Origin of the sequence: Neobacillus drentensis (assembly GCF_036962765.1) — a bacterium.
In the GTDB taxonomy this organism is placed as follows: domain Bacteria; phylum Bacillota; class Bacilli; order Bacillales; family Cytobacillaceae; genus Neobacillus; species Neobacillus drentensis_C.
Genome location: NZ_JBALOS010000043.1, coordinates 1 through 20982, shown reverse-complemented (window position 1 = coordinate 20982; position 20982 = coordinate 1). Strand labels below are relative to the sequence as shown.

18 protein-coding genes are annotated in these 20982 nt (G+C 37.7%); all 18 read right to left on the bottom strand.

The annotated features are described in order from the left end of the window. Window positions 1-68: 68 nt before the first annotated feature. A complete protein-coding gene (locus tag V7137_RS07390) occupies window positions 69-986 on the bottom strand; it encodes a class I SAM-dependent methyltransferase (RefSeq protein ID WP_335697483.1) in 918 nt (305 codons plus the stop codon). Between the two features lie 206 nt (window positions 987-1192). Further along, window positions 1193-2350: a mannitol-1-phosphate 5-dehydrogenase gene (locus V7137_RS07385; protein WP_335697482.1), complete on the bottom strand. Its 1158-nt coding sequence runs from the start codon at window positions 2348-2350 to the stop codon at window positions 1193-1195. 1 nt (window position 2351) lies between these two features. Beyond that, window positions 2352-2789 (bottom strand): PTS sugar transporter subunit IIA, encoded by a 438-nt coding sequence (locus V7137_RS07380; RefSeq protein WP_218350733.1) that lies wholly within the window; start codon window positions 2787-2789, stop codon window positions 2352-2354. Window positions 2790-2791: 2 nt separating this feature from the next. After that, window positions 2792-4915, bottom strand: coding sequence for a BglG family transcription antiterminator (locus V7137_RS07375; protein WP_335697481.1), 2124 nt, complete (start codon window positions 4913-4915; stop codon window positions 2792-2794). 245 nt (window positions 4916-5160) lie between these two features. After that, entirely contained in the window at window positions 5161-6576 is a 1416-nt protein-coding gene (locus tag V7137_RS07370; protein WP_335697480.1) for a PTS mannitol transporter subunit IICB, read from the bottom strand. 210 nt (window positions 6577-6786) lie between these two features. After that, window positions 6787-7272, bottom strand: coding sequence for a CBO0543 family protein (locus V7137_RS07365; protein WP_335697479.1), 486 nt, complete (start codon window positions 7270-7272; stop codon window positions 6787-6789). Window positions 7273-7393: 121 nt separating this feature from the next. Further along, on the bottom strand, window positions 7394-8338 hold the full coding sequence (locus tag V7137_RS07360; RefSeq protein WP_335697478.1) for a ring-cleaving dioxygenase: 945 nt from the start codon (window positions 8336-8338) through the stop codon (window positions 7394-7396). A gap of 39 nt (window positions 8339-8377) precedes the next feature. Continuing rightward, entirely contained in the window at window positions 8378-8986 is a 609-nt protein-coding gene (locus tag V7137_RS07355; protein WP_335697477.1) for a flavin reductase family protein, read from the bottom strand. A gap of 23 nt (window positions 8987-9009) precedes the next feature. Further along, window positions 9010-9948 (bottom strand): ring-cleaving dioxygenase, encoded by a 939-nt coding sequence (locus V7137_RS07350; RefSeq protein ID WP_335697476.1) that lies wholly within the window; start codon window positions 9946-9948, stop codon window positions 9010-9012. 116 nt (window positions 9949-10064) lie between these two features. Continuing rightward, complete coding sequence (locus tag V7137_RS07345) at window positions 10065-10463, bottom strand: DoxX family protein (protein ID WP_335697475.1); 399 nt, start codon at window positions 10461-10463, stop codon at window positions 10065-10067. A 244-nt stretch (window positions 10464-10707) separates the two neighbouring features. Continuing rightward, window positions 10708-11484, bottom strand: coding sequence for a sulfite exporter TauE/SafE family protein (locus V7137_RS07340; protein WP_335697474.1), 777 nt, complete (start codon window positions 11482-11484; stop codon window positions 10708-10710). A gap of 54 nt (window positions 11485-11538) precedes the next feature. Further along, window positions 11539-12666: an MBL fold metallo-hydrolase gene (locus V7137_RS07335; protein WP_335697473.1), complete on the bottom strand. Its 1128-nt coding sequence runs from the start codon at window positions 12664-12666 to the stop codon at window positions 11539-11541. A 78-nt stretch (window positions 12667-12744) separates the two neighbouring features. Next, window positions 12745-13320 carry a sulfurtransferase TusA family protein gene (locus tag V7137_RS07330; protein WP_335697472.1) on the bottom strand — a complete coding sequence of 192 codons (576 nt, stop codon included), beginning with the start codon at window positions 13318-13320 and terminating at the stop codon, window positions 12745-12747. Window positions 13321-13516: 196 nt separating this feature from the next. Beyond that, window positions 13517-13996, bottom strand: coding sequence for a DsrE/DsrF/DrsH-like family protein (locus tag V7137_RS07325; RefSeq protein ID WP_218350746.1), 480 nt, complete (start codon window positions 13994-13996; stop codon window positions 13517-13519). Between the two features lie 66 nt (window positions 13997-14062). Then, window positions 14063-14290 carry a sulfurtransferase TusA family protein gene (locus tag V7137_RS07320; protein WP_335697471.1) on the bottom strand — a complete coding sequence of 76 codons (228 nt, stop codon included), beginning with the start codon at window positions 14288-14290 and terminating at the stop codon, window positions 14063-14065. 82 nt (window positions 14291-14372) lie between these two features. Continuing rightward, window positions 14373-14636, bottom strand: coding sequence for a metal-sensitive transcriptional regulator (locus V7137_RS07315; RefSeq protein WP_218350748.1), 264 nt, complete (start codon window positions 14634-14636; stop codon window positions 14373-14375). A gap of 509 nt (window positions 14637-15145) precedes the next feature. After that, the gene (locus V7137_RS07310) at window positions 15146-15985 is read right to left on the bottom strand and encodes a YitT family protein (protein WP_335697470.1); all 840 of its coding nucleotides are present in this window, start codon (window positions 15983-15985) and stop codon (window positions 15146-15148) included. Window positions 15986-16304: 319 nt separating this feature from the next. Continuing rightward, window positions 16305-20849: an Ig-like domain-containing protein gene (locus V7137_RS07305; RefSeq protein ID WP_335697469.1), complete on the bottom strand. Its 4545-nt coding sequence runs from the start codon at window positions 20847-20849 to the stop codon at window positions 16305-16307. Between the last annotated feature and the right edge of the window lie 133 nt (window positions 20850-20982).

Below are 20982 nucleotides of genomic sequence, written 5' to 3'. Positions count from 1 at the left end.
GCCGGTAACAATTGGAAATCAATAATAAAAAGCACCGTTCAGAAAACAGAACAATGCTTTGCAATCCCTTATTTATTGACAACAAGATGAGCAAAATGAAAATGATCAAAGGCACGCAGCCCATCTTCTCGTCCCTTAAAATACATATCCTCAATATTAGCCGGCGAGAGATTCTCATAGAGTAACATCTGGCAGTCCTGGAGCTCCAAGTCTAGTTCAAACGGGTCAAAGCCTGTAATGATGGGCTCGCCCGTCCGGGCCGTGATTTGTCTCATTTTGGTTAGTTTTGTCGAGGCCATTTTCTCATGAAAAGCAGTATCATCGAGGTAATCAAAGGTGAAAGAACTTCCGTTTATGGACATGTCCGCTACAGAAGCTAGAAGTTGGTAGAAATCCTTTTTAGCCAGGTACATAACCACACCCAGCAAACTAAAATAAGTATACTTTTGTTGATCATAACCGCTATTCATCAATTCTTCACGAAGGGAATCACTTTTAAAATCAACTGGAACAAATTTCACGTTCCCAGGAAGAGCGATACCAGCTTCCTGAAGGCGGTTTATTTTAAAAGCTTGTGTCGCAGGATGATCAACTTCATAGATTATAAAATCCTCTGGCAGATTTTCCTGCCGTAACGCAAAGGTATCGAATCCGGCACCGAGGATGACATACTGTTTAAATCCGCGTTCAATCGCAGACCTAAGGCCATCTTCTGCATATCTTGCCCGACTGACTAATTGGGGAATGGTCTGGTTATTCATCACCCACTGCAATTTTTCATCAATCGACTCCAATGTTTCACTTTTCTCCTGATCAAAGAAGGCAATTGCATTGGCCCAATTGGTGGCGATTAACTGTTTTTCTTCTTCTTTTAAAAGCGAATGTGCGACGTAGTCATTAAAAATCGGCTCTTTGCTTTCGAAAGCATGATAGCCCCTGGCAAAGCAACTAACTAATGCCGTTAAACTTTCCTTCCTAGTTTCCAAATAAGTTCCCCCTTCAACACCCATTTTTTAAACAGAAAAAAACTCCTGGCAGTGGCTGCTAGGAGTTTTATTTTACGATAGAACTATAATTATTGTCAATAAATAAATATTATAGCATAACTTTCATAAAAAGTCAATAAAAATTTCGTCCAATTAATAAAAATATTAAAACGAATGGTGTCAGGCACCGTTCGTTTTAACCAAAATTATTTTCCTGCCGTTAATTGTTGGTATTGCTCGACAATCCCTTTAAACAAAATGGAAGTGATATCAAGCTGGGTATACTTTTCAATCGCAGTTTCTAAGCCTTGTTCGCGGATGGTCGATTGGACTTGAAGGGCTTCCTCATCACTTTGAACATCATAAAGGAGTGCCGCTGCAATCCCCTTCAAAAGAAATGTCGGTTCATTTCCAAACACTTCTGCATACTGTCTTGCAGGGCTAACGAGACGATCATTTGGCCCTAGCTTACGAATCGGTGAACGCCCCACTCTTGTCACCTCATCCACAATATAGGCATTAGAGAAACGCCCTATAATCTTATCAATATATTTATTGTGTTCTTCTTGATTAAAGCTATATTTTTTAACTAAAAACGCTCCGCTTTCTTTTAGTGCACCTTCCACTAGATCTTTGATTTCTCTATTTTCCATTGCATGATTAATCGTCTCCACGCCAAAATGAAAACCAAAGTAGGCTGCTAAGGCATGACCTGTATTAACCGTGAATAATTTACGTTCAATAAACGGAACTAATTCTTGAACATAGGTGATTCCCATAACGGGCGGCTTCTCTCCAACTATCTTCGGCTCTTCCACTACCCATTCATAAAAGGGCTCAACCTTAACCATTAGCTTATCCTCATTGACTTGATTTGGCACAATCCGGTCCACAGCCGAATCTGGGAATCCAAAGCGCTCATCAAATTGGGATTTTTCTTCCGCTGATAGTGTTTCGTAAATCTTCTCTTTTAAAAAGGACGTACCGCCAATCATGTTTTCACACGCAATAATATTTAACGGCTTATCTGTTCGTTCGAGCCGCTTCCGTAACCCATCTGCAACCAAATTCGCAATAAACGGTAAAATATTAGGGCCGATTGCCGTCGTGACAAGATCCGCTTCCGCAATGGCCTCTATAACTTGTTCAGGATTAAGCGCACTATTTATTGCCCTTACATTCTTGATCACTACTTCCTCTTGCGACGGTTCCGCAAGAACGACACGGTATTCGTTCTTTTCATTCAGTAAGTCGACGATTTCACGATTTACATCAACAAAACACGTTTCATATCCGGAGTGATATAATAAATTCCCAATAAAGCCACGGCCTATATTTCCAGCGCCAAAGTGAATTGCGAGCATATTAGTTCACCTCTGCAAAAATCGATAAAATTTCTTCAGCGGATTTTGCGGCAACCAATTTGTCAATATTTTCTTCTTCCGAGCAAACAATCGCAATGCTAGAGAGAATATCAAGATGTTCATTGTCTTTACCCGCAATGCCAATTAACAGCTTGACGATATTTCCATTTCCAAAGTCTACACCTTGCGGAACTTGAATGAAAGAAATACCTGAATCCTTCACAAATGCCTTTGAATCCTCGGTACCATGTGGGATGGCAACAAAATTTCCCATATACGTAGAAGTTAGTTCTTCTCTTTCAAGCATTTTTTCAATATAGTCTGCATCTACATACCCTTTATCCACAAGAATGCTTCCTGTTAGTCTGATTGCTTCTTCCTTTGACCCCACTGATGCATTTAATAGAATATTTTCTTTTGCTAAAATTGCTTTTGACATAGTTAAACACTCCTTATATTGTTTAATTTCTCTGTAAAAAATTGATCAAATCTTGCTGTTAGATAGGCTAGTATTTCTTCCTGCTGATCCGATTGAAACAGGGCAATACTTTCTTCACTTTCAATTAATAACGAGCTAAGATAACTTAGGACTTCTAATGAACTTTCGGCTGTTTCCTGAGGTGATAACATTAATAATATGGACCTTATTTCCATTTCCTTTTGATCCATTCCAACCACTTCAATCGGTTGTTGAATCCTATATATTGTGAATGTTGGTGTGTTTACATATGGTGACCGGGCATGGAATAGAGCCATGGATGTATCTGGAATACCTAATCCCCCAAGTTTTTCTCTTTCACTAATCGCATCCACAACCGCTTCAATATTATCAATCTTTTGGTTTACAAATAATTCTTCACTAGCAAACTTAATAATTGCAGCAGCCGTTTTGCTTTCGTTTATATTCCTTAATTCAAATCCTTCTAAGAGCACCGCAATGGTCTGGGCATAGCCCTGAATGCTGTTCATTTCTTCGATTAGGACACTTGCCTTTTTCTTATGGACTCTATCCATGAACGAAACCGAAAATTTATGTTCTGATCCATTAAGAATAATCTGTTCATTAATAAAAGAGCGGATTTTTTCAATTTCATCTTTATTTAAGATCGGGCTGACTAAGATGTAATCTGAATAATAATCAGGAATCGGGATTGTAGAAATAATTAATTGATAGGTATCCGTTTTCATTCTCTTGAACTCCATAACAGACACATTTTGAATGTCCTTAAGCTCCGGAAACTCTTGCTGCAACCTCGTAGCCAGCATCTTCGAGGTGCCAATGCCACTTGAGCAAATAACCAATGTTTTTAATTGAACAATCTCCTTGTTCGCTAAGATGGCCGCACCAAAATGCATAACGAGATAACCAATCTCCTCATCAGGGACATAAAACTCATGAAACACTTGCTCAACCGCTTGTTTGACCGTAGAAAATAACTCCGCATAATCCCGTTTTATTTTATCTAATAATGGATTACTGATCCCCATCCTTTGTTTAATTCGATAGAGGGCTGGTTTCAAATGCACAACCAAACCTTCAAATAATGACCTATTTCCTGTAAGGTCTATTCCTGCACATTTCCCGACCATTTCAATTAAATTCCTTGATTTAATCGCTACCTGAAGGCTAGAATCCTCGATTAAATATTCATTATCATGTCGCAGCTTCGCACCCTTTAGGTGCATAGTAATATACGCCACTTCTGCCTCTGGAATCTTAATTTGAAACACTTGCTCCAGTTGGGAGACAATTTTTTCTGCAAATTTATATTCCTTGGATGATTGATGGTCCTTAAGGTAAGACTGGTTAATCTTAATCCCTTCACCTTTTTGGATCCGTTCAACCGCCAAGGCCAAATGAACGACCAACCCGATGTAGGCACTATCAGCCATATTAAAAGGTAAATCCTGAATCGTGGTTTCAACAATTTTTTCAACCGTCAGCAGCTTTTTCTTTTCTACTAGTCCAAGAAGCCTTTCAGAAATTGTATTGATTTGCTGATTGGACCGCTTTTGAATCGTTTCTCTTGCCAATGATAGGATTTCTGACTCATCGATATACTCCGTAATCAGATTACTCATCGCTCTTCTTTTCGCACTTTCGTCGCCTTCGATTTCAACCCCATACCCTCTTCGGCGTATTAATGCTAATCCAAACGTTTGTAACCTTTCTTCTAATTTCGTTAAATCAGCACTTACCGTGGCAATGGTCACATTTAAATCATTGGCTAGACCTAAAAGCTTGACCGGTCCATCCGATTCCAATAATCCGCACAAAATGATCGTTTGTCTTTCATCAGGTGTATATTCTGTATGAAAAAGATTAAATAAAAATAGTTCAAGTTCACCTATTTTATCCTTACTTCCCGTAATTTGTACGCCCACACCTGACTTCTTTTGCAAGGAAAGGTCATATTCTTTTAATATATCTTCTATATTCTTTAAATCTCGATGAACGGTCCTGCCGCTCACTCCAATTTGATCTGCGAGGTCTTTCACGGTCAACTCGTCTGATTCAGTTAACAAGATTTCAAGTATTTGTCTTTCTCTTGCGGAAATATACATGATCTCACTCCGTGTAAAGTAATGTAAGCCTCGTCCTCCAATCATAGGATGTTGCCAAAATTAAAATTAAATGCTCACATTTTCATTTTAATCCCGGAAAAACCCTTATACAACATAAGGATAATTAAAGTTAGTCATATCTATTGTTGACAACATTTAAAAGCGGAGGCGCTCCTTAAGCGGCTTATGGATTGGCGCACTTTGATACAAACAAAAACCTAGCACTAAGGCTAGGCAATGATTGTTTATTTCTTTAATGATTCAACTAACTCGTCATAACGAGGACTATTCAAGAAATTCTCTACGGAAATATGGTTTGCATTCGGCAGCTTGGCTTTTGCACGATCCGTTAAATCCTTATGGGTTACGACTACATCTGCATCGCTTGGTAAATTGTTGATCGCTGTGTTGATAACAGTGACATCGATACCAGCCTTTTTCATTTTATTTCGTAAAATAGATGCACCCATCGCACTAGATCCCATGCCGGCATCACAAGCAAACACAACTTTATTTACTGCTTCTGCATTAATAGGTTTTTCATCAACTAGCATAGAAGAAACCGTGCTTTTCTTCCCTTTCATTTCTTCCATCTTGGCTGTTGCAGATGTTAAATCCTCATCAGTTGCCTTACTAGCTTTCAAGATTAATGCTGCAACCGCAAAGGATACCGCTGCTGCCACTAATACACCTGCTAATACTCCAAGATAATTTCCTCTCGGTGTCATCGCCATAAGAGCAAAGATACTACCTGGTGATGGAGCAGCTACAAGACCTGCATTGAAAAGGTTAAAGGTAAATACTCCACTTACCCCCCCAGCCATAGCAGCTAGAAGAAGCATAGGCTTCATTAGAATGTATGGGAAGTAAATTTCATGAATACCACCTAAGAAGTGGATAATGACTGCACCTGGAGCCGTTTGTTTAGCGGCACCTTTGCCGAATAGCCAGTAAGCAAGTAAGATCCCTAATCCTGGACCAGGATTTGTTTCTAATAGAAATAAAATTGATTTTCCAGCTTTTGCTGCTTGCTCAATCCCTAATGGACTTAAAATACCATGGTTAATGGCATTATTTAAAAATAGTACTTTTGCTGGTTCAATAAACACGTTTGCTAAAGGTAACATGTTGTGGTCAATAATGAATTGAACACCTGAAGCTAAAACCTTACTTAATGCTTCAACAACTGGTCCTACACCTTTATACGCTAATAATGTTAACGCACCGCCAATAATTCCGGCAGAAAAGTTATTAACAAGCATTTCAAATCCAGATTTAATTTTTCCATGAATCGCTTGGTCAAATTTCTTAATTAGGTATCCACCGATTGGCCCCATAATCATGGCTCCTAAAAACATCGGGATATCCGTTCCAACGATAACACCCATAGTAGCTGTCGCACCAACGACTCCACCGCGAATATCATGAACCATTCTACCGCCGGTAAAACCAATTAACAGCGGCAGTAAGAACGTAATCATCGGTCCTACTAATTTAGCCAAATCTTCATTTGGTAACCAGCCTGTTGGAATAAATAGTGCGGTAATAAATCCCCATGCTATAAAAGCGCCGATATTCGGCATGACCATACCGCTTAGATAACTGCCAAATTTTTGTATTTTTACTTTAACATCTGATTTATCATTAACTTTTTCAGTCATTATCTTATGTCCCCCTCTTTATTTAATTTGTGAACTTTGTATCTTTATACTAAAGCGTTTACATGTGTATTTCTATTTTTACAAAAATGCATTTTGTCATTGTGATTGTTGACAACATTTATGATTCCTGTCAAAACAAAAAAATCGAAGAATAATCAGGCTGGGATGCCTGCTCATTCCTCGATCTGTTTAAAGATAAAAAGTCTGGTATTATGTAGCCTTATAACCCGCATTCTTTACCTTATCTAATTTTTTTAATAATCCAGCCAAACCTCTAATTATAAACAATGTAAAATTTACACTTCCAAAAGTATGGAATGGCGTCCACTTTTTCCATTTAAATAATCTAGTATTCTTTTCAAAGTACCATTGGGCGATACTCATCGGAACACTAAATATCAAACTTTTCAAAAGGATTTTACTTAAATTATCATGATAAGATAGTTTAACCCAGATAACACTTAAGATCGGAAAAAACAATATATCATAAATGATGTTCGTCTTAAAAATTTTCGGAAATGGACGGACTGGATATTCTACTTTTTTGGTTCCAACAACATACGCATCAAGCAGTGTCGCAATAACTCCTTTTGAGAAGAAAATAACGAGGTTTTCTCTCATTTTTGAACCTTTGAATAAAAATGGCAAGGAAACTATACACAAAGCTGTGAGTAGATTTAACAATTTCTTCTCCATAAAAAAAACATCCTTCCAAAAGGATTTATCATTAACACTATTAAATTTACCTATTCAAATAATATTATCCAAAAAAATCCTAAAATTATTTACATAAAAAAAGCCAATCGACGAATTTCGATTAGCTTTCACCTTCCAGAACACGAACCTCCACAGAAGGCAAGGTTTCTTCTAGTTCTTCTCTTTTTGACTCTAGCCAAGATGGCAGCATGAGTTTTTTTCCAAGTTCAGCGACTGGTTCATCTACCGAAAAGCCTGGTGGGTCCGTTGCTATTTCGAAGAGGATACCCCCTTCTTCATGAAAATAAAGTGCTTTGAAGTAGTTCCGGTCAAGAATCTCGGTGGGATAATATCCTTTTTCGAGGAGAAGGGATCTCCACCTTTGATGATCTTCTTCATCTTTTGCTCTCCAAGCTATATGGTGAACCGTTCCGGCTCCCATCAGCCCTCGGACAGAGGGCTGTAACTGAATATCAATCGTATTTCCAAGAGTTCCTTCAGATTTAAATCTAAGAAATTCCTTTTCTTGTCCAATGCATTCTAAGCCCAAAATATTTTCTAAAACGTCAGCTGTTTTATGGGGCCGTGCAGAAAACAGAACAGCACCGCCAAAGCCTCTAATTGCATTTTCTGCTTGAACTCCCCCAAAGTTCCAAGTATTCATTGGTCCTTCATCTCGTTCTGTCAGTTCCAGTTGGAGTCCGTCTGGATCAGAAAATTTTAAATATGTTTGACCAAAGCGAATCGATGAAGTAAATTCAATGCCAAATTTTCGTAATCGATTCTCCCAAAAATGAACAGAGCCCTTCGGTATTATATAGCTGGTCACGCCAACCTGACCTGTTCCAATTCGACCTTTCAGCTGTTTAGCCCATGGAAAAAAAGTAATGACAGTGCCTGGCTGACCCGTTTCATTCCCAAAATAGAGATGATACACTTCCGGACGATCAAAATTAATGGTTTTTTTAACAAGCTTTAGTCCTAGCACACCTGCATAAAAGTCAATATTCCTTTGTGCATCGTTTACCATCGCTGAGATATGATGAATACCTACTGTCTTTTGCATTTTATCCTCTCCATTTCATCAATGGAATTTTAATAGGGACTATTTAGGTCTCTCGATTTCAAAAATCTCGCCAATTTTAGCATAACTATTTCCAGCCAGCCGACTTACAGCAGCTAAGCCCATTGGGTCAATTCTACCCTTTTCGTAAATGTCATTTTCAATATGAAATTGAACAACTTTCCCTATAATAAAATCACACCCAGGTGTATCCAAACCACCCAGTTCTATGGAACGTTCCAATGAACATTCCATTCGAATTTTCGCTTCCTTTACCCCTGGCACAGAAATTTTTACACTCTCTACCGGAGTTAAGTTTGCTAACTCAATCTCGCTCTGGTCAGGAGGAAAGTTAGCGGCTGTTTTATTTATTTTGTCAACATTTTGGTCATCGACAATATGGACGACAAATTCTTTTGACTCGATGATATTTCTCGCCGTATCCTTTTGTCTCCCAGCTGAGCGTTGAATGGATAATGAAATCATCGGGGGATTAGAAGATACGATATTAAAATAACTAAATGGTGCACCATTTATAACGCCGTCTTTTGAAAGCGTGGTGACGAAAGCAATTGGTCTCGGGATAATACTTCCTATCAAAAATTTATAATTTTCTCTTTCAGACATGGAGGCTGGATCAATCGAAAGCAACGTCATCATTCCTTTTCGTAAAGTCAGTCTAGTTCTCTTACCTTAATTGGAAGCAAATCTTGTTCAATTTGTACTCTATGCGGTTCATATTGTTCAGGCAGCATCAACTTTTCACCCATTGTCTCCTCTGATTCATCATGAGCGAATCCTGGAGGATCGGTTGCAATTTCAAATAGTATTTCTCCATGCTCTCTAAAATAAATGGCATTAAAGTAGTTTCGATCTCGAACAGGCGTGACACCATATCCATTTGCCGAAATATACTGCCTCCAATCCAATTGATCCTCATCATCAACGGCACGCCATGCAATGTGATGTACAGTACCTACACCCATTTGTCCGCGTCCAATCGGCGTTAATTTAATATCGATCATGTTCCCGATATCCGCAGTGGAACGGTAACGAGCGAAATCTCCTTCTTTACCGATAAATTCAAGACCCATTACTTTTTCTAACAATTCCGCTGTTTTGTGAGGCTGGGCCGACAATAGAGTCGCTCCGCCAAACCCTTTAATTGCAACTTCCGGTGATACCCCTCCGAAGGTCCTTAAATGGACTTCCCCTTCTTTTCTTTCTACAATTTCCAAATGAAGTCCGTGTGGGTCATCAAATTCTAAATATTGCTCACCGAAGCGTTCGATTTTCGTAAAAGGGACATTGAATTTTTCCAGCCTTTGTTCCCAGAATTCCATGGCACCTTTCGGAACAACATAAGATGTGACTCCTACTTGACCATCACCGATGATTCCTTGCCGAGCTCCTGCCCATGGAAAGAATGTAATGATGGTACCTGGCTTACCGCCTTCATTCCCGAAATAAAGGTGATACGTACCTGGATCATCAAAATTAACGGTTTGCTTGACCAAACGCAAACCCAAAACGCCTGCGTAGAAATCTACATTCTCCTGAGGATGACCAACGATTGCTGTAATATGGTGAATACCCATCGTTTTTTTACCCATTTTTCTACACTCCTTTTTCAAAAATTAAAGGATCTTGATATCTTATTTTGTTCCTACTGAAAAAATTAAAGTCACATACTTTTTATTTTAATTTAAGAATCTTTAATTGAGATATTTTAGAATAAAAGTGTATCGAGAGCATATTTACCTGGACCGATTAAAGCGATCCCAATCGCAACAGCTAGTAACGTTAGATTATATTCGTATCCATTTGCTGTTGACCATAATCCGTTTGCAGCGTGGACCTTAACAATAGCCATTACCATTGTTCCTGCAATCAAAATTCCTGCAAGTGGGGTTAGCAGTCCTAATGCAAACAAGATTCCTCCGATAAGTTCTACCAGTCCTGCTAAAAGAGCCATGGTTACGCCTGGCTTCATGCCAATTGATTCGAACCATCCACCTGTACCTTTTAATCCATAACCGCCGAACCAACCAAACAATTTTTGAGCGCCATGACCCACGAATAATAAACCAATTACCAACCGAATGATTAATAAGCCAATATTTATCATCTAAAATTCCTCCTATTTGTGTTTTATCTTGAATTCGAGATATTCATTTAAAAAAAATGATGTTTATCATTTTTATTCGTAATCCTTCGAGATATATCTCTGAATTAAATATCTTGAACCTGAGATAATAATAATACGTATTAACTTATGTGTCAATACCTTTTTTAACTTTTAGATTTGAAACCCATACATATAAAAAAAGCGTTGGCAAATGCCAACGCTCTTTTCAAATAATTCCTCACGCTTATAAAATATCTATCCAAATCTTAATTGCTGTTGCTAAAATCAAAAAAGCTAGAATTACTTGTAGAACTTTGGTGTTTATTTTTTTCCCCGCCATTGCACCTAGTGGTGATGCGATTAAACTGGCAAAGACCATAATAAGTGAAGGTAAAAATTCTACTTGTCCCGTTGTAATCTTTCCGACTGTTGCACCGATTGAAGAAATAAATGTAATCGCTAATGATGAAGCAATCGTCATACGAGTTGGGATCTTTAATACGACAAGCATGATGGGCACTAATAAGAACGCACCTGCTGCACCTACAATACCCGCTCCGATACCAACAATTAATGCGAGGGATGCTGCCAGCCATTTATTAAACTTCACTTGATCAAGCGGAATATCATCGATTCCTTTTTTCGGAACAAACATCATGACAGCGGCAATCAATGCTAAAATACCATAAACAAAATTAATTCCACCCTCTGTCATTAACTTGGAGCCATAACCACCGACAAAACTACCCATTAATATACTTACTCCCATATATCCAATTAGCGTTTTATTTAAATAACCTCCCTTTCGGTAAGCCCATACCCCGCCAATTGTTGCAAAAAATACTTGAACTGCACTTATTCCAGATACTTCATGGGCACTAAACGCAGCTAGACCGAATAACGGTGGGATGTATAAAAGCATCGGATATTTAATAATGGAACCGCCAATTCCAAGCATTCCTGAAATATAGGAACCAACAAAACCAATTAAGAAAATCGTGATGATAAAACCCAATTCCACAATGTTTCACTCCTTTAAAAAAGGGAACCAATCTGGTTCCCCTATTTTTTGAACTTATCTAACTGCACAACGATTTGGTCCGATTTCCATTTCACGTTGTTTTTCTTCATCAGGATTGATTTTCCCCATATTTGTTTCACGGATTTCTTGATAAGAATTTGGTTGAGGTGGTAGATTTTCTGTTACAATTCTTCTAAATTCAGCTTCATCATCAATATTTAAACCATGGTTTTTGGAATAAAGTGTTCCAAGTTTTTCAGCTACACTTCCATCTTCATTTAATTCTTCAATAATCATAAAATGAGCGGGAAGAACGATTAAATCCTCAGATAATTCTCTGTAACGCTTATATAAACTTTCTCTTAAATCTCCCACCCAATCCTGGGCTAAACCAGCTAAATCTGGTCTACCGATCGAGTCAATGAACAAGATATCACCGGATAGTAAGAATTTCTCGTCAACAATGAATGAAGTAGATCCAATTGTATGACCCGGTGAATATAAAGCATGAATATTGATTTTCACGTTACCAAATTCCACATCATTTCCATCTTCTAATGGTTGATACTGAAATGTTACTTCTGTTGCATCCTTTGGTGGTAACCAGTAAGTTGCTCCCGTTTTATCAGCAATAACGGTTCCTCCAGAAATGTGGTCTGCATGAAGGTGGGTATCGAATACATGGGTAATTTTAGCGCCAATACTCTCAGCAAATTCAAGATAAATATCAGTCATACGAGTAGAGTCAATAATGGCAGCTTCACCGTTTGATACAACCATGTATGATAAACATCCTTTACCGATTCGAACAAACTGATAAATTTCACCGCCATCTTTTAACTCCCCGACTTTAACAGGTTCTAAATGTTCGCTCCAAGCTTTCATACCACCTTTTAGGTAAGAAACTGTGAGCCCTTCATCGGAAAGCATTTCCGCCACCATGATAGATGATCCTTCCTTTGCACAAACCACTAAAACTTCTTTGTCAGTAGGAATTTTTTCGATGATTCCTTCCACACCGTCAAGCAATTCAAAATATGGTACATTTATATATTTAAAGTTTTCACCTTCAATTTTCCAATCTTGAAAATCACTTTGATTTCGAACATCTAAAATAAATAATTCTTCCTTATTCATTACTTTTTTCGTTACCTCTTTTGAAGTCATTACATTTACAGTCATTTCTGAGTACCCCCAATGGTATTGGTAAGTTTAAAAAAATATGCTTATAGACAGTCATTCAAATCAATTTTTATTCCCTTAATTATCAAAACTAGTAGTTCTTCCAGTCCACTGACTCATTCCTGGTACTATGTTAATAACTTTAGTAAATCCCTTTTCTACTAGCTTTTGTGCTGCAAGGTCACTGCGGTTTCCTGTTCGGCAGACAATATAAATTTCTTCTTCCTTATTTAATACACCTAAACGATTTTCTAGTTCACCCAAAGGAATAGAAATAGCATTAGGTATATGATTAAACGCATATTCTGCTGTTTCTCTAACATCAAGAACCACAATATTTTCATTTGCTTCAAGTTTCGTTTCAAATTGGTCATTATTGATGACATTCGGATGTTTTCTTTCGATTGTTTCATCACAAGAGGACTTTCTTAAATAATGCTTTAATACTTCTTCTTCCTCTAATGTACCTAAATACAGGTGACCTGTACTTTCAGCCCATGCCTTAATATCAGCTTTGGACCCCTTATCTGTTGCTTGTACTTCTAATACTTGACCAGATTCTAGTCCATTCATTGCCTTCTTTGTTTTCACAATTGGCATTGGACATGCTAATCCTTTTGCGTCTAAAATTACGTTTGCTTTCATGTTCTCCATTTTTATACTCCTATTTTATACCCAGCTGGGTATTATTGTTGTTAAAAAAATTTATTATACTATTCCCTCCCAGGAAAGCATCCCATTGGAATCATTCGCTTGGCGATAAAGAATAAGAAAAGCCCAATCAAGATATACTTAACAAACTCCAAGCCAATTCCCTCCTTTTATATAGGAGAAGGTCCCCCTCCTATCATTAAATAAACAGATTAACATTACCTTCTTGAGCATCTGCTAAATAAGCTGCAACTCCTGCATATTCAATGTTGTCTAACAGTTCTTCTTTTTGCAAACCTAATAAATCCATGGTCATTGTACAAGCTATTAGCTTTATATCCTGCTCTTGTGCCATCTCTATTAATTGAGGCAGCGGAATTGCATTGTGTTTTTTCATTACTTTTTTGATCATCTTAGGACCAAATCCGGCAAAGTTCATTTTAGATAGCCCCAATTTGTCAGCGCCTCTTGGCATCATTTTCGCAAACATTTTTTCCATGAATCCTTTTTCAAGCATTATATTTTCCTCTTTTCTGAGTGCATTCAATCCCCAAAAAGTATGAAAAATCGTTACTTCATGATCATAGGCTGCTGCACCATTTGCAATAATGTAAGCAGCCATTGCTTTATCATAATCTCCGCTTAATAGGACAATTGTTGTTTTTTTCTTCTCTGTCATTTCCCTAACCTCCTGAATATTTTTAATTTACTTATACCCGTATAGGTATTATTGTATTTAAAAAAATTATCCTTTTTTAATCCAAAACTTTAATACATCATTTTCGTCTTCAAACTTCAGTAGTTCATGGCCACATGATTTAGCCCAAGCTAGAAGATCATTCTTAGCACCCTTATCCGTTGTGTGAATTTCTAATACTTGACCGGATTCAAGTCCACTTATTGCTTTCTTTGTTTTAACAATTGGCATTGGACATGCTAATCCTTTAGTATCTAATACTTTATCAATTTTCATTATGAAGTCCTCCCTTTTTGTTTTCACCATTACCCCTATGGGTATTATACCATTGAAAATAAAAGAGGGCGTCAACCCTTTTTTATCGACTTTTCACCAATAGTTCTACTGCCGCTTTTACTAATTCTTCTGTATTCTTATCACCATTTTCATTAGCGAGTCGAACACATTCCACTAAATTTGAACTAACAACTACACCAATGGTTCGATCGATTGCCGTTCTAGCCGCGGATAATTGGGTGATTACTTCCTTACAATCCTTATCTTCTTCCATCATTCTTAAAATTCCTCTTAATTGACCTTCAATACGTTTTACTCTATTTTTTAATTGATCATTGTAATCCATTATTTCTACCTCCTTAAACAACGAGTTTCCATTTTGACGGATAAAGGAACAACATCGACAAGCTTTATATTATACCCCTAAGGGTATAATGTCAATAGGAATACATTTATCTAAATCCTTGGAAGAAAGAATCTGTTCAAGCATATCAGCACAATATAGAAATTGTAATAAAATTATTTTTATTGATGCGCTAATTCAAACCTGGTTTTTGCTGAGAGTGATTTGGGGATCGTGCCTGTGCTTACCAGTAAAGGGTTTACTGAAATAATAAGGATTATTCATCCATTGGATTACCAAGAATACACTCTCCAAAAGGATTTTTCGGATAAGTGGATTTGCCTGTGACGATGAAAAGTCCATCATTATAAATAGTGAGGGCGATATACAGTCAAATAGATTGTCATTCGGACAACTTGTGTTTTGGTATGTTACTTTTAGAGAAAATGAATAAAAAAGCGTTGGCCAAATGCCAACGCTTCAAATTCTAACTCTTTTAAAACAGCCTCTTATTATGCTTTAGAAATATCAATAAATCCTTCTCCGAACACATCACGAACATCGTGTATAGCGATGAAAGCATTCGGATCAGTAGATTGAACAATTCGTTTCAATTTTATTACTTCTTGCTTACTAATAACAATATAAAGAATTTCCTTTGGGGTTTTTGTGTAATAACCATGACCCGAGTATACGGTTACCCCTCTGTCCATTGATGTAGTCACCTGTTTGGCAATGTCATTCGGTTTATCAGAAATAATCGTTATAGCTTTCTTCGGATTCAAGCCTTCGATTACAAATTCCATCACTTTCGTGCCTACATATAGCATAATAATTGTCAGCATCAGCTTTTCTGCACCAATGATAAAATAAGATGAAAAGGCAACGATTAAATCAAAAAACAATAGACCATAGCTAATACTCCATCCTAAAAACTTATGTGTAATCCTTGCTAAGATGGTAGTACCTGCTGTTGTTCCGCCAACCCGAATAATTAAGCCAATCCCAGCCCCTATAGTGATTCCTCCAAAAATAGCATTCACCATCAATTCATCAGAAGCAATATTCCAGCCTTCTGTCAGATGAAGAAAAAGCGAATTAAAAACCACTGCAATAATCGTATAAATCGTTGTTACCTTACTCAAAAATTTATAACCAAAAATTAACAAAAATGCATTCAGAATTAAGTTGACTAAACCTGGTGACCACTCAAATAAATAGTAGGTAATAATTGTGATCCCCGTTACCCCGCCTTCCCCAAGCTCGTTCGGAATAACAAATAAATTAACACCTAACGCAAAAAGAAAGGCACCAATAATGATATAAATGATGTCTATGGTTGTTTTTTTCATACTCTACCTCACTGCTATTATAAATAGTTACTCAGGCACAAACTCTCATCATTATATCGTGGAACAATTCAATCGTACAGTAGTCTTTATTTATTAGGAGTATAATTCAGGGGTGTAGTCTACTAACCTCCCGTTCGTATAAGACCAAAAAAAATGGGATTTTACAAACAACTCTTCTCACTTAAATAAAACAAAGGAGCTTCCTAAAACGCCATTTGGCTTATGGGAAGCTCCTTTATCTATATTATTTTTTAAACCCGGACGGGCTGTGTATAACAATAAAGCTATTTATTGGATTTACAATAAAGTTGCTTTCTCATTAATTAACGATAACTTTTCTTGATTTTGAAGTATTTCCTGATTTATCTTGTGCGTACACATATAATGTTGTGCCACGTTTTTGTTTTTTGATAGTGATGGAGTATTCTCCTTTGTTATTGGCCGTTGTGGAACCAATCACTTTCTTTCCATCTTTTACATAGACCTTTGCTCCAGCTTCTGTTTTACCCGTTATTTTTGTCGATGACGATTTTACATTATTAACGGTTGGGACAGTTGGTGGAGTTTTGTCCTTTACCGTTACATTTACAGCTTTGCTGGCGTTACCAGCTTTATCTGTCGCAGTAACCGTTAAAATGGTTCCTGCTTTTTGAGCTTTTATCAGGATTGAGAAGTTGCCATTTTTATCGGCTGTTCCGCTTCCTAATGTAGTTTTTCCAGCTTTAACGATAACCTTGGAGTCTGCTTCTGCTTTACCCGTGATTTTTTTATCATTATCTCCTACTTCTTTGACGGTCGGAGCATTTGGTGGCGTTTTATCTACAACGATAATCCTTAATTCAGGGCTTTCTTTTCCATTCGCATCTTTTGCTTTCGCATATAGTACGGTTCCTGCTGCAATTTTATTTTTTAGTGGAATCGAAAATGTACCTGTTTCGGCTTTTGCTGTTAAAGTTAAATCTTTTTTGTCCGTAAAAATGACTTCTGTTCCCTTTTCCGATTTTCCTGTAATTACTGTGCTTTCGGAAGTTACTGGGTTCACTTCGGGCTTCACTGGGTCTGGTGTTGGTGCGTCTGGCTTCTCACCTTTATAGATCGTGATCGTTTTCTCCGTGACATGACCTACTAGATCTACCACTTCAAATACTAGGTCATTTTTGCCTTTTGATAATTCTGGTGTGAATTTGTGGTCGTAGGTAAAGTTTCTCATCGCATATGGTTCGTCAAATTTCTGATTATATTCTAGACTTCCATTAACTTTTAGTTCAATCTCATCAAAATTATCGCCTAATGAAACGGTAAGCTCTGGAGCTTTGCCATCCTCGGCAACATAGTTATTATCTGGAAGACCTTTCACATCAAGTGTTGGCCAAGTCGTATCGATCATAACCTGACGTTTGAATTGGATCTTGTTTCCTACTTTATCTGCGCCTTCAAAGTAAATGTCATGGACACCATCTTCAGTGAATTTCAATTGTGTCGCAAATTCCCAACGCATTGTAGTATTGTTATACTTTAAGTTCACATCAATTGGAGAACCAGTAATTTTATCGCCTGTTACTTTTAAATGATCCACAAAATTTGAATTATCTGTTACATATCCAGTTAAAGGAATTTCACGTGTATCATATAATCCAAGCGCTGATGGTGAAGCAACGATAATAGACGGAATCGTGTTATCTCCAGAAAATGTAACATCGGTAGTATTCCAAGTTGTATCATATGCTGTTACCACAATAGAACTTCCATCGGGAATGGTTCCAATGTTTACTTTAGTACTTGCGGATTTAGTACTTGCGGATTGTTTGTCAACTATATCTTCTCTTGCAAGAAGGCGACCACTGGTTGGACTAGTTCTAAGAACGACTTCAACCGCTAGCAATCCACTGCCAGTATCTTGTGCATCGACCGAAACAATACCTGTTTCCTTGTCGTATGATGCGCTCGTAATAGTAGGTGCTTTTGTATCAACCTGAAAAGGTACTTTTACTACTTGTTGATCCTTACCTGGCAGGTCAACCTGAGTTTTGATTTGGTAAGAGTACCAGCCATCTGCTACAACCTCGTTATTCACCTTGCCATCCCACTGTGTGTAGTAAGGGTTATACGTATATGGTCCATTCTTTTGAGCAAACCAGTTTTTCCGTTGATTTTTGTCTATATTTAGCTTGCGTATCATTTTTCCGTTCGCATCTAAAATACTATATTCCACCGTTTTGCTATTTCTCAGGAAGGATAGTTTTGGTGCGATTGCTTTACGCCCAGGATCAGCATCACTATATGGATTAATGGCAAGAAATCTCTTGTCAAAGGCCCTTGTGAATGGGTTTTGTGCTATAGAATAGCCTTGTTCATTAACCATATATGATGAACGATAATAAGATTTATTTGGGGTATCATCCATCATGGTATCAAGAACTGGTGGTTTATTCCAATCCCCTTTGAAGCCAACATATGGAACAGAAATATTTGGTGCCGGGTTGTCTTGATCATCACTTGTAAGAGTGATGAAGCCTTCTACGAAATACCCGTTTGGCATCAACGATTCTAAATCTGCTTTGGCATCAGATAAATCGACTTCGAATGTAATATCTTTTGAATCTCCAGCAGAAATAGTCACTCCATCTGGAGCGTCAACTTTTACTTTTGCTTTAGAAATCACTTGATCGCTCAATGCTAATTGTGATTCCGATACGGCATCTGTAAGTACAGAAGCATTAACTTTGTAGTTAACATCTTTATCACTAAAATTCGTTGCTGTAACTGTCATTGTGAATTTATCTTGATTGATTTCTTTCAGCTCAACTTTTCCTTCATTTGTTCCTTTATTCACAACATATACAGGAGTTGTAACTGCTGAATGTAATTGCATCAATCCTGAACCTTGTTGTCGAGGTGAATATGGAATATTGCCATTAGAGGCATCTGGAATAATTTTTGCTGTATTCATCAGCATGTTTTTAGCTCTTTTCACCATATCCATTCCCTTTAACTCTGGGAATAACTCATGTACTCTTTGTAGAACTAATGCTGATCCACCAGATACGTGAGGAGCTGCCATGGATGTACCACTCATTACTCCATACTGTCCATTATTCAATGTAGAGTAAATTTGGCCCCCAGGAGCTGTAATTTCTGGTTTCAGATTTAACTCAGGAGTCACTCCCCATGAACTAAAGGTAGACATTTTTCCAGCTGCACTATTGGCAACTGTCACTTTATCGGCACCAAATGTTACTTTGGCAGTTCCGCCTGCGGCTTTAATTTTAGCTTCAAGCGTATTTCCATCGCTTTGGCTAAGTGAAACGAATGGGATTTTCGGGGCGCCAAGTACGTCTAATGCCATGCCTACATAATCACCATGACTTGCATGCCCCCTAACGATTACCCCAGCTGCTCCGTACATTTCAGCGGCCAATTTGATTTCCCCATAGTTTGGATGATCTTTTGTTCTTACGACATACACAACTTTTCCTTTCATAGCATTTGTATAATTGTATGGACCACCGTCACCTGCATATACGACATCCATTTCGTTTGTTGTTCCAAAGACATCTTTCGGCTTCGGAGATTCTTGTGTCTTATAGGCAATTGGCAATGTTTCGGAACCAACTTTTATGGCCATTTGATCCAAAACAATTTTGTCATTTTCAATGGACGCCACTGAAATGGAATTGGTAGCAACACTAGGATCTCCAACCAGACCTATATCAGGATTTGAAGCAAATGGATTCCATGTACCATTTCCAACTTGAGCACTGTTACCTGCGGATATTGACATTAAAACCCCGTTTTTAACGGCACGGTCAATTGCTTGTTCCTCTAGACTAGTAGATTCTACAAATCCTGCGATAGAACCAAGACTCATGTTCAGCACGTCAGCACCAAGAGTAATTCCGTCGTCAATTGCTTTAATATAAAGATCACTATAGGTTCCTCGCATACCCGGGTCATTTCCAAACACCTTTAAAGCGAGTAATTGCGCTTCGGGAGCAACTCCCTTAATACCATTCTTAGACTCATCACCATTTGCACCAACAGTTCCAGCTACGTGCATTCCATGCATCGATGCATTTGGGCCAAGGTCACGAATTTCTTGATTGTTGTCAGCGTAGTTATAACCGTAAGGAACCTTTGCTGTATAATATTTTCCTGATAGATTACCAGACTTGATTAAACTATCGACCTTAGCGGAAGTTAATTTTGGTTGTGTATCGGCACTTAACTTCATATCAGGATGATTGAAGTCAATACCTGTATCAATAATCCCAACGACCATACCTTTTCCGTTATATCCTGCATTCCAGGTTTGAATCGCTTCGACCAAGTTTTTACTTGAAATCATCTGAGGTTGTTCTTGTGGACGTTCATACTCATTTACGAGACTTACAGATTCTACGTTTGGTAGGTTTTCAAGTTCATCAATTTTTCCATATTCCACTTCACCACTGACACCGTTTACAACGGTAGTAAAGCTATTCTCAACATTAAAATCTATTTTGTCGCTTTCTACATCTGATAGGAAATCAGATTGCTCACCTTTTACTTCAGCTTGTAAACTAGCCTTCTTGCTTTCAGGTAAATCCTTATATCTTATCCCTTTTTCCGTAGGGAATGTGATGGCCGGATCTCCTTCCAATTCTACAATAACACGAACTTTATCCGTGTCTTTAAATTGTTCTGATGGTTCCACTTTGAATTTGTCGAACTGGCCAAGGTTGCCAAATTTGTCGAGGCTAACCAATGGATCGGTTGCACTTGATTCTGCCTTTGCAAACCCTACTCCAGACGCCATGTTGGAAACGGTTACAATAGACAATAGACTCAGCGCTACTTTTTTCTTAAAACTCTTAAACTTTTTCACTTGCTTCCCCCCGTTTTGTTATACTAAATTACCTAATTGTTCCTCCTTTCTAGTGAATATGCATCTTATATTAAAAACTTTAAGGTTTTACGAGTTTATTGTAAAATCAAGAAATATTATGGTAACCATAACA